The organism is Solirubrobacter ginsenosidimutans (genome assembly GCF_027587205.1).
The window spans coordinates 33,357-45,804 of sequence record NZ_JAPDOD010000064.1 but is presented as its reverse complement, the minus strand read 5'-3'; the positions used below and the strand labels follow the sequence as shown (position 1 = coordinate 45,804).

General features: G+C 71.5%; 10 protein-coding genes. 8 read left to right on the top strand and 2 right to left on the bottom strand.

The window, feature by feature from the left end; genetic code table 11:
- On the bottom strand, nt 1-1,101 hold a 1,101-nt coding region (locus OM076_RS39235; protein WP_270045646.1), incomplete at its 3' end, for a serine/threonine-protein kinase.
- A gap of 129 nt (nt 1,102-1,230) precedes the next feature.
- Here OM076_RS39235 and OM076_RS39230 point away from each other — a divergent pair.
- The 4 genes from OM076_RS39230 to OM076_RS39215 all read left to right on the top strand — a co-directional run bounded on the left by OM076_RS39230 (nt 1,231) and on the right by OM076_RS39215 (nt 5,700).
- The gene (locus tag OM076_RS39230) at nt 1,231-2,679 is read left to right on the top strand and encodes a DUF4331 domain-containing protein (RefSeq protein ID WP_270045645.1); all 1,449 of its coding nucleotides are present in this window, start codon (nt 1,231-1,233) and stop codon (nt 2,677-2,679) included.
- Nucleotides 2,679-3,962 (top strand): hypothetical protein, encoded by a 1,284-nt coding sequence (locus OM076_RS39225; protein WP_270045644.1) that lies wholly within the window; start codon nt 2,679-2,681, stop codon nt 3,960-3,962. Before OM076_RS39230 ends, OM076_RS39225 begins: the two co-directional genes overlap by 1 nt.
- Before the next feature lie 81 nt (nt 3,963-4,043).
- Nucleotides 4,044-4,445 (top strand): Fur family transcriptional regulator, encoded by a 402-nt coding sequence (locus OM076_RS39220; protein ID WP_270045643.1) that lies wholly within the window; start codon nt 4,044-4,046, stop codon nt 4,443-4,445.
- A 10-nt stretch (nt 4,446-4,455) separates the two neighbouring features.
- Nucleotides 4,456-5,700, top strand: coding sequence for a dihydrolipoamide acetyltransferase family protein (locus OM076_RS39215; RefSeq protein WP_270045642.1), 1,245 nt, complete (start codon nt 4,456-4,458; stop codon nt 5,698-5,700).
- Here the strand turns inward: OM076_RS39215 and OM076_RS39210 are convergent.
- Nucleotides 5,697-6,278, bottom strand: coding sequence for a hypothetical protein (locus tag OM076_RS39210; protein ID WP_270045641.1), 582 nt, complete (start codon nt 6,276-6,278; stop codon nt 5,697-5,699). The two genes, OM076_RS39215 and OM076_RS39210, sit on opposite strands and share 4 nt — an antisense overlap.
- A gap of 147 nt (nt 6,279-6,425) precedes the next feature.
- On the opposite strand from OM076_RS39210, the gene OM076_RS39205 reads away from it, so the two are divergent.
- The 4 genes from OM076_RS39205 (at nt 6,426) to OM076_RS46565 (ending at nt 12,445) form a co-directional block, all read left to right on the top strand.
- Nucleotides 6,426-7,475 carry a thiamine pyrophosphate-dependent dehydrogenase E1 component subunit alpha gene (locus tag OM076_RS39205; protein WP_270045640.1) on the top strand — a complete coding sequence of 350 codons (1,050 nt, stop codon included), beginning with the start codon at nt 6,426-6,428 and terminating at the stop codon, nt 7,473-7,475.
- A gap of 4 nt (nt 7,476-7,479) precedes the next feature.
- Nucleotides 7,480-8,442 (top strand): alpha-ketoacid dehydrogenase subunit beta, encoded by a 963-nt coding sequence (locus tag OM076_RS39200; protein WP_270045639.1) that lies wholly within the window; start codon nt 7,480-7,482, stop codon nt 8,440-8,442.
- A 4-nt stretch (nt 8,443-8,446) separates the two neighbouring features.
- A complete protein-coding gene (locus OM076_RS39195) occupies nt 8,447-9,769 on the top strand; it encodes a dihydrolipoamide acetyltransferase family protein (protein WP_270045638.1) in 1,323 nt (440 codons plus the stop codon).
- 87 nt (nt 9,770-9,856) lie between these two features.
- Nucleotides 9,857-12,445: an EAL domain-containing protein gene (locus OM076_RS46565; protein WP_270045637.1), complete on the top strand. Its 2,589-nt coding sequence runs from the start codon at nt 9,857-9,859 to the stop codon at nt 12,443-12,445.
- Nucleotides 12,446-12,448: the final 3 nt, after the last annotated feature.

The window sequence follows — 12,448 nt, the reverse complement described above, 5'->3', positions numbered from 1 at the left end:
GGACACGCGCGGCGCGACGGTCGGCGCGGCCCCGTCGGGCGCGGCGGTCGGCGCGGACACGCGCGACGCGGCGTTCGGCGCGGCCCCGTCGGGCGCGGCGGCCGGGGACGACGGCTCGGTGGAGGGGGTTGGTCCTTCTGTTCCGGTGTGACCGGACGTTCCGTACCCACCCCCTTCGTGGAAGGTCTCGAAGACCGGGTGGGCCGGGACCGCCGTCGACGGCGGCGGGGTGTAGGGGCCGGGAATTTGGACCTCGCCCGTCGCCGGGAGCGCGGAGACGCGGCGCCAGCGCGGGCCTTCGACCGCCAGGACGAGCTCCTCGAGCGTCTCCCAGGCGTCCACCGCGGACGGGGGCCGCGCGGCCGGGTCCTTCTCCATCAACGCCGAGATCCAGTCCGCGAGGCGGGGGTCGACACCGGTCGCCCGCGGGGGCGCTTCGTTGATGTGGCGCAGGAGGATCGCCATCGGGGCGTCGGAGTCGCCGAACGGGAGCCGCCCCGTGACCAGCTCGAAGGCCATGCAGCCGACCGAGTAGAGGTCGGTCCACGGGCCGACGGTCTGGCCCATCGCCTGCTCGGGTGCCATGTAGTGCGGGGTGCCGAGCGTCGTGCCGGCGGCGGTCAGCAGGCTCGCCGCGCCCGTGGCCTTCGCGATGCCGAAGTCGGCGAGCTTCACGCGACCGTCGGCGGTGACCATCACGTTCTCGGGCTTGAGGTCGCGGTGCACGATGCCGTGGCGCTCGGCGCAGCCCAGCGCGGCGAGCACGCCTTCGAGCACGCCGGCGACCTGCGCGAGGGTCAGCGCACCCACGTACGGCCGCAGCGAACCGCGCGGGACGTACTCCATCGCGATGTAGCCGACGCCGTCGGCCTCGAAGAAGTCGTGGACGGTGACGATGTTCGGGTGCGAGAGCGAGCCCGCCAGGCGGGACTCGCGCTCCAGGCGCCGGACGAGCGACGGATCGCGGCCCTCGGGATGCAGCTCTTTGAGGGCGACCCAGCGGTCGAGATCGGTCTGGCGCGCGAGGTAGACGACGGCCATCCCGCCACGCCCGAGCTCGCGGCTCAGCTCGTAGCGGTCGAGAACGGGCGTGAGCTTCACGACCCGTAATGAGCGCCGTCGCGGTGCGGGAAATACACGTTCCTGCACCTGGGTCGCAGGGAGTTTTACAACCGCGGATGAGGGTCGCGCGCAGTGCCTGTTGTCCCTCTAACCCCAGGAGTTCCCACCATGCGGACACGCCTAGTGGGGGCGGCCACTGCTGCCGTCCTCGCCGCCGGCGCGCTGGCCACCACCGGCGTCTTCGGCTCCTCGCACCGCGAGGCCCCACGCATCATGCTCGACCCCAGCGCCGACAACACGGACGTCTACGCGTTCGTCGCGCCGGACGCCCCGGGCAAGCTCACCGTCGTCTCCAACTGGGTTCCCCTCCAGAACCCGGCCGGCGGCCCGTACTTCGGCAAGCTCGATCCGGAGGCCCGCTACTACGTCAAGATCGACAACACCGGTGACGGCGTCGAGGACGTCGCCTATCGCTGGCAGTTCCACAACAAGTTCCGCAACCCGAAGTCGTTCCTGTACGCGGTTCCGCCGGTCAACTCGATCGGCGACGCGAACCTGAACTTCGTCCAGACGTACGACCTCTACTACGAGACCTACCGGGCCGGGCGCCAGGTCTCCTCGCGACGGATCGCGAACAACGTGCCGGTCGCCCCGGACAACGTGGGCCCGAAGACGATGCCCAACTACGCCAACGTCTCCAACGGCGCCATCAAGGGCCTGCCGGGCGGCGGCAAGTCGTTCGTCGGCCCGGTCGACGACCCGTTCTTCGTCGACCTCGGCGCGGTCTTCGACGGCATCAACATCGACAAGCCCGGCCGGCCGATGATCGGCCTCGGCAACCAGGGCGGCGGCAAGGACGACGTCTCCGGCTTCAACGTGCACTCGTTCGTGCTGCAGGTCCCGGCCGCCGACGTGACCCGCGACGGCAAGGCCGTCACCGGTCCGAAGGCGGGCAACGCGGTCGTCGGCGTCTGGTCGAGCACCGAGCGCAAGTCGATCAAGGTCAACCGCGGCCACGGCGACGATCAGTACACGTGGAAGCAGGTCAGCCGCCTCGGTAACCCGCTCATCAACGAGGTGATCATCCCGATCGGCCTCAAGGACAAGTACAACGCGACGTCGCCCGCCGACGACGGGAAGAACTTCGGCGCCAACGCGCTGAGCCCCGAGCCCGCCGCGATCCTGAACGCGCTGTTCGGCCTCGGCATCAAGGAGAACAACCGCACGGACATCGTGCAGGCGCTGCTGACCGGCGTTCCCGGCCTGACGCAGATCTCCCGCAACGCGGTGCCCGCCGACACGCTGAAGATCAACCTCGGCGTGCCCGCGTCCGCCACCCCGAACCGCTTCGGCGTGCTCGCGGGTGACACGCAGGGCTTCCCGAACGGCCGCCGCCTGGCCGACGACGTCACCGACATCGAGCTGCGCGTCATCGGCGGCGCGCTGCTGAAGCCCGAGGACGGCGGCAAGCAGCTCCCGCTCGGCGACGGCATCGACACCAACGACAAGCCGTTCCGCGCCGGGTTCCCGTACGTCGCGCTGCCCGACAGCGGCTTCGACGCGAAGTTCGGCCGGATCGAGCCGGCCCACGCCCCGGTCCCGCAGCCGCCGGCCTGATGATGAAGGCGCTCGCCGTCATCGCACTCGCGTTCGGCATCGGCCTCGCCGTCCTCCTTGCGGAGGGCGGCGGGGCCGCGGCGCCGTCCCCGGTCGCGCGCCCCGTCCTGACCGGGACGTCGGCCGACATCCCCAAGCTGCAGAGCGCGGTGCGCCGGTCCCCGAACCGCGAGGACCTGCGGGCCTCACTCGCCGCGGCCTACCTGCAGCGCGTGCGCGAGACCGGCGATCCGTCCTTCTACACGCGCGCCGAGGGCGTCCTGCGCAATCCGCGCACCCCCGACGGCCTCGCCACGGCGGGCGAGCTCGCGCTGGCGCGACATGACTTCTCCGGCGGCCTGCAGCTCGGCCGCCGGGCCGGGGCCGAGGGCGCGTTCGTGCGCGTCGACGCCCTGGTCGAGCTCGGCCGCTACGCCGCCGCCGAGCGTGAGCTGCAGGCGATGGTCGACCGCAAGCCGAACCTCGCCGCCTACGCGCGGGTCTCGTACCTGCGCGAGCTGCATGGCGACCTCACCGGCGCGGCGACGGCGATGCGGCTGGCCGTGGCCGCCGGCGGGCCCGCGCCGGAGAACAACGCCTACGTGCTCGCGCTGCTCGGCGAGCTGGAGCGGCGGCTGGGCCACGCGGGTGAGGCGCACGCGGCGTTCGCGAAGGCGCTCGCGCTCGTGCCGGGCTTCCCGGCCGCGGAGGCGGGAATGGCGCGGCTGGAGAGTGCGGCGCGCGTCGAGCGTCGACTTTCTCGTGTACAGCGCGAGAAACTCGACGCTCGCGGACTCGCCGCCGCCGCAACGCGCCTGCGCGGCATCGTCGACACGCTCCCGCTGCCCGAGTACGTCGTCGCGCTGGGCGAGACCGAGCTCGCCGCCGGCAAGGCCGGCGCGGCGAAGCAGGACCTCGCGCTCGTGCAGGCGGAGGAGCAGTTGCAGCGGGCCGCGGGGGTCGACGTGGACGTCGAGCTCGCGGTGTTCGAGGCCGACCACGGCGATCCGGCCAAGGCGGTCGCGCTCGCGCGGCGCGGCTGGGCCAAGGCGCCGAGTGTCCGCGCGGCCGACGCGCTCGGCTGGGCGCTGACCCGTAGCGGCGACCCGCGAAGCGGCTACCGATGGGCGAAGCGGGCACTGCGGCTCGGCGCGCTCGACCCGGTCTGGCGGGCGCACGCGGGGCTCTCCGCGCTCGCCGCCGGCCACGCCCGCGAGGGTCGCAAGCAGCTGCGGATCGCGTTCGCGCACGGGCTCGACGGCTACCCGTGGCAGGCGCAGCGCGCCCGCGCCGCGCTGCGATGACGTGGGGGGTGCCCCGCCTGGGCGGGGCACCCCTTCGCGCTGAAGTGATCCGAACCGGGGGTCGGTGCGCTATGCAGCCACATGAGCCTGCCGACCCTGCTTAACACGGTCCGTTCACACGGCATGCGGGTGTCCACCGCACGCCGGTCGGTGCTCGAGACCCTCCTCGCGGCGGGTGAGCCGCTGACCGCGGAGGAGCTCGCCGGAGACGCCGACCTCGCGTCGACCTACCGCAACCTCGAGACGCTCGAGGCGATCGGCATCGTCAACCACGTGCACCTCGGTCATGGGCCCGGCCGCTACGAGCTGAGCGGCCGCAGCGCGGGCTGGACCACGTGCGAGGCGTGCGGGCGCTCGACGCCGCTCCCCTCCCCGGCGCTGCAGGCGATCCGCCTCGCGGTGCGCGAAGCGGCCGGGTTCGAGGCCGCCTTCACCCACTTCCCGCTCGTCGGGCGCTGCCGGGACTGCAGCACTTCCTTATAGCCTGACGGCCATGTCCGACGTCGCCATGCCCCGCCTGTCCGACTCCATGGAGGAGGGCACGATCCTGAAGTGGCTCAAGTCCGACGGCGACGAGGTCTCAAGGGGCGAAGAGCTCGTCGAGATCGAGACGGACAAGGCCAACATGACGTACGAGGCCGGCGAGGGAGGAACGCTCGAGATCGTGGCCTCCGAGGGCGACACGCTCGCCGTCGGCGCGACGATCGCACGGATCGGCGAGGGTGCACCGGACTCGCCCGAGGCCGAGGAGGCCGAGCCCGAGGGGCCCGCGGAGGAGCCAGAGCCAGAGCCCGAGCCCACGGAGGAAGCGCCCGCCGACGCCGACCGCGTGAAGGCCTCCCCGATCGCCCGCCGGATGGCGAGCGACCGCGGCCTCGACCTGTCCGAGATCCAGGGCACCGGCCCGGGTGGGCGGATCGTCAAGGCCGACATCCAGGCCGCCTCCGGCGAGACCGACCCTGAGCCCGAGCCTGCGCCAGAGCCCGAGCCCCAAGCCGCAACGCCCAGCCAGGAGCCGAAGCCACCCGCCCGCGACAGCGAGTCCGGCCGCGGCGACGTCACCCACCAGGAGCTCAACCGGCTGCAGCGGACCGTCGCGCGCCGGATGGCCGAGTCCAAGGCGACCGCCCCCGACTTCGTGATGACGCTCGAGGTCGACATGGAGGACGCCGTCGAGTTCCGCAAGCAGCTCAAGGTCGCCGCGGGCGACGGGCCCGCCCCGTCCTTCAACGACCTCGTGATCAAGGCCGCCGCGCTCGCGCTGAAGGACTTCCCGCGCGCGAACGGCGCCTACCGCGACGGGCAGTTCGAGCTCTACTCCCGGGTCAACATCGGCATCGCGGTCGCGGGTCAGGACGCGCTCGTCGTCCCCACGGTGTTCGACGCCGACAAGAAGAGCCTCGGCACGATCGCCGGCGAGGCCCGCCACCTCGCCGGGCGCGTCCGCGACGGCAACATCACCCCGCCCGAGCTCTCCTCCGGCACGTTCACGATCTCCAATCTCGGCATGTACGGCATCCGCCGCTTCGTCGCCGTGATCAACCCGCCGCAAGCCGCGATCCTCGCCGTCGGGGAGCTCTCCCCCAAGGCGGTCGTGCGCGACGGCGAGCTGACCATCCGCAACACGATGGAGCTCACCCTGACCTGCGACCACCGCATCCTCTACGGCGCCGAAGCCGCCGAGTTCCTCGCGAAGATCCGCGAGTACCTGCAAGCACCGCTGCGCCTAGCGCTCTAACGGTCGGCGAACGGGGCGTTCGGCTCGCGCGAGGGGTCGCGCTTGACGCCCGCGGGCGACTGGTCCGTGTTCACGAACATGCAGAGCGGGAGGTTCTCCCGGCCCATGACGCAGACGCGGTAGCTGTCGGCCTCGAGCTTGACGCGATCCATGGTTCCCAGGCCGACCATGAAGCGCGGAGCGGACGCGGCGACGTAGTGATTCACGGCGGCGGTCACCGCGCGCTGGTCGGCGCGCTCCTCGACCACCGCCGAGCGGTGCACCAGCCCGCCCGCCAGCAGCCCGCAGGTGGTGAGGACGAGCAGCGCGGTGCCCGCGTAGTCGCGGGCGATCATGAACGGCAGATCGCGCCGCCGGCGGCGCAGCAGCATCCCGAACGCGGGCGCCAGCAGCGCGACGGCGAGCAGGTTGAAGAAGCCCGCGACCAGGAACGCGCCGATCACGTCGGTCCCCTCGCCCTGGAAGGGCAGCCGCGCGACCAGGAGCGCGTCCACGAACGTCAGCACGACGAACGCGGGCCACTGCCACGCACCCCGCAACTGCCAGCGCAGCCGCCGCCAACGTACGGACTCGACCATCGGAGGCGTCAAGCCTAAACCCCCATCGAATAGTCTGGGACGGACCGTCGACCCCGAGCTCAAGCGGAGATCCCGCCCGCCCGGAACGGCGCGCCACCTGGCGATCCCGGGCGGCGCTTAGACACCTGAAGGGAGAGAAACCGCCAGATGGCGACCGAAACCGCTCGTACCGAAGAACTACCGCCCGACGTAACCGAGCATCTCACCACCGAGGATCGCGCCGGACTGTTGCGCGCGATGCTGATGATGCGAGGTATCGAAGAGCGGGCGATGACGCTCTACCGCCAGGGCAAGGTCCCCGGCAGCTTCTACGACGGGTTCGGCCAGGAGGCCGTGTCCGCGGGGGCGACGTGGGCGATGTCGGCCCAGGACCGCCTGTGCATCCTCCACCGCGACCTCGCCGCCCACATCATCCGCGGCGTCGAGCCACGGCGGATCTTCGCCCAGTACATGGGCCGCCAGGACGGCATCACCCACGGGCGCGACGGCAACGTGCACTTCGGCGACCGCACCAAGGGCTGCGTCGGCATGGTCTCGATGCTCCCCGACATGATGCTGATCGCGACCGGCATGGCGATGGCGTTCAAGCTGCGCAACGAGCAGCGCTGCGCGATCACCTGGTTCGGCGACGGCTCCACGTCGCGCGGCGATTTCCACGAGGCGATGAACTGGGCGGGCGTGCAGAAGCTCCCGGTCATCTTCGTGCTGGAGAACAACCAGTACGCCTACTCGACCCCGCTGGACCAGCAGTTCGCGGTCAACCCGGTCGAGCGCGCCGCGGCGTACGGCTTCCCGGGCGTGAGCGCCGACGGCAACGACCCCGAGGCGATGTTCGAGGTCGTCCGCATCGCCCGCGAGCGCGCGCTCGCCGGCGAAGGCCCGACGCTCGTCGAGGCCGTGACGATGCGCATGCACGGCCACGCCGCGCACGACGACATGAAGTACGTGCCGAACGAGAAGGTCGAGGAGTGGCGCCGCAAGGACCCGATCGACCGCCAGGTCAAGCGCCTCGAGGCGCTCGGCGTCGACACACAGGCGATTCGCGAGAGCGTCAAGGCGGAGATCGAGCAAGCCGTCGAGGAGGCGCTGAAGTCGCCGATGCCTGACGGCAACACGGTGCTCGACGGGCTGTTCGCGGACGAGCCCGCCCTGCTCGAAGACGGCAACGCCCCCTGGTCGGGCTTCCAGAAGGCATAGCGACATGGCCACCATGACCTACCTGCAGGCCATCGCCGATGCCATGCGCGAGGAGATGCGCTCCGACGAGCGCGTCTTCCTGATGGGCGAGGACATCGGGACGTTCGGCGGCGCCTTCAAGGTGACCGACGGCTTCATCGACGAGTTCGGCCCCAAGCGCGTGATGGACACGCCGCTGGCGGAGTCCGCGATCGTCGGCTGCGCGATCGGCGCCGCCGTCGAGGGGTTGCGCCCCGTCGCCGAGATGCAGTTCTCGGACTTCGTGAGCTGCGGCTTCGACCAACTGGTCAACGTCGCCGGCAAGACCTACTACCGGATGGGCCTCTCGGTGAACATCACCGTCCGCCTGCCCTCCGGCGGCGGGTTCTCCGGCGGCCCGTACCACTCGCAGAACCCGGAGGCGTGGTTCATGCACGCGCCGGGCTTGAAGATCGTGGCGCCGTCGACCGCCGAGGACGCGAAGGGCCTGCTGATCTCCGCGATCCGCGACCCCAACCCCGTGCTCTTCATGGAGCACAAGCACCTCTATCGCCGCGTCAAGGGCGAAGTGCCCACCGGCACCTACGAGACGCCCTTCACGGCGCGGATCGCGCGACCCGGTGAGGACCTGACGGTCATCGCCTACGGCGCGATGGTCCATACCGCGCTGGAGGCGACCGCGGACCTCGACGGCAGCATCGAGGTCCTCGACCTCCGCTCGCTCGTCCCGCTCGACGAGGAGGCGATCCTCGCCAGCGTCCGCAAGACGAGCAAGGTCGTGATCATCGACGAGGCCAACCAGACCTGCGCGGCGGGCGCCCAGGTCGCGGCGCTGATCGCCGAGCGCGCGTGGGAGGACCTGGACGGCCCGGTCGTCCGCGTCGCCACGCCGGACGTGCCGATCCCGTTCTCGCCCCCGCTGGAACAGGCGGTCCTGCCGCAGGTCGAAGACGTCAGGGAGGCGTGCCGTGAGCTCCTCGAATACTGAGACGTTGATCGACGTCACGATGCCCCAGATGGGCGTGTCCGTCGCCGAGGGCACGGTCGTCGAGTACAAGAAGCAGGTCGGTGACTGGATCGAGGCCGACGAGATCATCGCCTCGATCTCGACCGACAAGATCGACACCGACGTCGAGTCCCCCGCGAGCGGCCGCGTGGCCGAGATCCTGGTGCCGGTCGGCGAGACCGTCGACGTCGGCACGGTGATGGCGCGGATCGCGACCGACGCCAAGCCCGGCGAGGCGCACATGTCCGAGAACGGGCTCGGTACGGGTGAAGCGGCCGCCGCGATCGAGGCGCCCGGCGAGGCCGGAGAGTTGGTCGGAGACGCGACGGAGCCCCCGAAGCGAGCGGCCGGCCTGCGCCGCTACTCGCCCGTGGTTCAGCGGATCGCCGCCGAGCACGACGTGGACCTCGACCAGGTCGAGGGCACCGGCCGCGGCGGACGGGTGAGCAAGAAGGACGTGCTCGCGTATGTCGAAGGCGGCGCGAAGGAAGAGCCGCCGATGCACATCGAGAGCCCGTACAAGCCCGACGAGCCCGTCGTCCCCCGGCAGCGGCGCCCGCGCCTGCAGCGGGTCGAGGAGGTTTCCGCGCAAGCGGCGGCACCCGTCACGCCGCCGCAACCCGCGGTGACCGGCGAAGTCGGCGGTCAGAAGCTCTCGCGCATGCGCCAGGCGATCGGCTCCCGGATGGTGCAGTCGCTGCAGACCGCGGCGACCTGCACGACGATCGCCGAAGCCGACATGACCCGCATCGAGGCCGCCCGCAAGGCATCCGGCCTCAGCTACCTGCCCTACCAGGCCCGGGCCACGGTCGAGACGCTGCTCGAGTTCCCGCAGCTCAACGCCACGCTCGAGGGCGACATCCACACCGTCCACACGGACGCCGTGCACCTCGGCATCGCCGTCAGCCTCGGCACCGAAGGGCTGATCGTGCCGATCATCCGCGACGCGCAGGACCTCAGCGTGGAAGGCCTGGCCAAGCGCATCAAGGACATCGCCCGCCGCGCCCGCTCGAACCAGCTCAAGCCCGACGAGGTCAGCGGCGGGACGTTCACGATCACCAACCCCGGCGGCTTCGGCTCGATCATGGCGACGCCCGTGATCAACCTGCCGCAGGTCGGCATCCTCGACACCGAGGCAGTCGTCAAGCGCGCGGTCGTCATCACCGACGACGCGGGCAACGATTCGATCGCGATCCGGTCCATGACCTACCTGTGCATGGGCTGGGATCACCGCGCCCTCGACGGCGCGTACGCGGCCCAATTTCTCACCGCGCTGCGCAAGAAGTTGGAAGCGTGGCCGATCAAGTAGGGAACACGGTCTGACGGACACCCGCCCCGGCTCACGCCGGGGCGGGACAGGCTCAAGCGCCAAGGCGCCAAGCCGACTACTGGGGACGTGTCCCGCGCCCGCCGCCCGCCCCTCTGGGCGGCTTATCTCGCCTTCGGGCTCGTCGCGTGCGGCGCCTATCTGACCGGTCCGCTCGCCGGCGCGCACTGGCTGATGAACGCGCTCGGCCTCTCGCCCGTGATCGCGATCGCGGTCGGCATCCGCCGCCATCATCCCGCCGCGAAGTCCGCCTGGATCCTGCTCGCCGCGGGCTCCGCGCTGTTCTGGGCCGGCGACGTGATCACGTACAACTACGAGCGCGTGATGCACCGGCCGGTCCCGTTCCCCTCGCTCGGGGACGCGGCCTACGTCGGGATGTACCCGGTGATGATGGCCGGCCTGCTGCTGCTCGTCCGCCGGCGCAGCAACGGCACCGACCGCGGCGGGCTGATCGACGGCCTCGTGCTCACCGTCGGCCTCGCGCTGCCCTCCTGGGTCGCGCTCGTCGCCCCGTACCTGCATCAGCACGACCTGGGGATCTGGGCGAAGATGACCTCGGTCGCCTACCCGATGGGCGACGTGATCCTGCTCGGCGCGGTCGTCCGCCTCGCGCTGGACGCAGGCCGCCGCGAGCCCGCGTTCCGCCTGCTCACGAGCAGCATCGCGCTGCTGCTGGTCACCGACTTCACCTACGGCGTGCTGACGCTGCACGACGCCTTCACCCACCAGGTGTGGCTGGACGCGGGCTGGATCGGCTCGTACCTGCTGTGGGGCGCGGCCGGCCTGCATCCCTCGATGGCCCGGCTCGCTGAGCCCGTGCCAGGCAGGCAGACCGTCCTCACCCGCTTCCGGCTCGGCCTGCTGACCCTCGCCTCGCTGATCCCGCCCTCGATCGCCCTGCTCAACGACTTCGGCGAGAACGACGTCGACTCGGCCGTGGTCGAGGTCGCGTCGATCGCGCTGTTCGCGCTCGTGCTGACCCGCATGGCCGGCCTGATCGGGCGCCAGCGCACGCTCAGCGACGAGCTGCACCGGCGCCAGGGCGAGGCCCGCTTCGGCGCCCTCGTCGGACAGGCCAGCGACCTGATCGTGGTGCTCGACCCCGACGGCACCGTCACGTTCTCGAGCCCGTCGGTCAAACGGGTGCTCGGGCGCTGCCTGATGGACGCCTTCGCCGACCCGCTCGACCGCGCTCGCCTGGACCAGGCGATCGACCGCGAGGAGACCGAGCCGTTCGAGTGCACGTTGCTCGCCCGCGGCGGCACCCCGCGCGAGTTCGAGTTCCGGTTGACGAACCTGACCGGCGAGGAGTCGGTCGGCGGCATCCTCCTCAACGCCCGCGACGTGAGCGAGCGCAAGTCCTTCGAGGCCGAGCTGAAGAACCTCGCGTTCCGCGACACGGTCACCGGCCTCGCGAACCGCCCGATGTTCATCGAGGCCACGCGCCAGGCGCTCGCCCGCGGGCGCCGCGACGAGTCCACGCTCGCGGTGCTCTTCCTCGATCTCGACGACTTCAAGGAGATCAACGACTCGCTCGGGCACGGGGTCGGCGACGAGGTCCTCGTGGCGGTCGCCCAGCGTCTGGACGGAGCGGTGCGGGGCGCGGACATCGCCGCGCGCTTCGGCGGCGACGAGTTCGCCGTCCTGCTCGAGGACGTGGGCAGCCAGGAGGCCGCCGATGCGGCCCAGCGCGTCCTCAATCTCCTCGCCGCGCCCGCGAGACTCGGCGGGCGGGAGATCGCGCTGCGCACCAGCCTCGGCGTGTCCGTCGCGGTCGCCGGCGACTCCCGCACGGCGGAGGAGCTGATCCGCGACGCCGACGCCGCGATGTACACCGCCAAGCGCGACGGCAAGGGCGGCTACCGGCTCTTCGAGCCCGCGATGCACGCCGACGTGCTGCACCGCCTCGAGCTGCGCAGCGACCTCGAGCGCGCGATCGGCGCCGGCGAGCTGGAGCTCTACTACCAGCCGGTCGTCCGGCTCGGCGACGGCTCGGTCTCGGGCTTCGAGGCGCTCCTGCGCTGGCATCACCCGACGCGCGGCATGGTCTCCCCCGTCGAGTTCATCCCGATCGCCGAGGAGACGGGCCTGATCGTGCCGATCGGGCGCTGGGTGCTGCACGAGGCGACCCAGCACGCCCGCCGGCTGGAGGAGGCGACCGGCGGTCCGCTGCGGATGAACGTCAACCTCTCCGCCAAGCAGCTCCAGCACGGCGGCATCGTCGCGGACGTCAAGTCGGCGCTGGCGGCGAGCGGCTTCCCGCCGGAGCGGCTCGTGCTCGAGCTCACCGAGTCCGTGCTGCTGGAGGACGGCGACCTCGCCGTCATGCGCCTGAACGCGCTCAAGAGTTTCGGCATCCGGCTCGCGCTCGACGACTTCGGCACCGGGTTCTCGTCGCTGAGCTACCTGAGCCGGCTCCCCGTCGACGTGCTCAAGCTCGACCGGTCCTTCCTGCGCGACGGTGCGCCGGCGCTGACGGCGGGCATCGTCGGGCTCGGCGCCGCGCTCCAGCTGGAGGTCGTGGCCGAGGGGATCGAGACCGACGACCAGTGGTACGCGCTGCAGGCGCTCGGCTGCGACTACGGCCAGGGCTTCTACTTCTCGCGCCCGCTCGACGCCGCCGCGTCTCTGGCCTACCGGGCCATCGCCGTAAGCTAGGAG

What these genes read in the sequence shown, in the direction of transcription:
- OM076_RS39230 (WP_270045645.1), top strand. Translation starts at nt 1,231, where the DNA reads ATGCGGACACGCCTAGTGGGGGCGGCCACTGCTGCCGTCCTCGCCGCC.
- OM076_RS39225 (WP_270045644.1), top strand. Translation starts at nt 2,679, where the DNA reads ATGATGAAGGCGCTCGCCGTCATCGCACTCGCGTTCGGCATCGGCCTC.
- OM076_RS39220 (WP_270045643.1), top strand. Translation starts at nt 4,044, where the DNA reads ATGAGCCTGCCGACCCTGCTTAACACGGTCCGTTCACACGGCATGCGG.
- OM076_RS39215 (WP_270045642.1), top strand. Translation starts at nt 4,456, where the DNA reads ATGTCCGACGTCGCCATGCCCCGCCTGTCCGACTCCATGGAGGAGGGC.
- OM076_RS39200 (WP_270045639.1), top strand. Translation starts at nt 7,480, where the DNA reads ATGGCCACCATGACCTACCTGCAGGCCATCGCCGATGCCATGCGCGAG.
- OM076_RS39210 (WP_270045641.1), bottom strand. Translation starts at nt 6,278, where the DNA reads ATGGTCGAGTCCGTACGTTGGCGGCGGCTGCGCTGGCAGTTGCGGGGT.
- OM076_RS39205 (WP_270045640.1), top strand. Translation starts at nt 6,426, where the DNA reads ATGGCGACCGAAACCGCTCGTACCGAAGAACTACCGCCCGACGTAACC.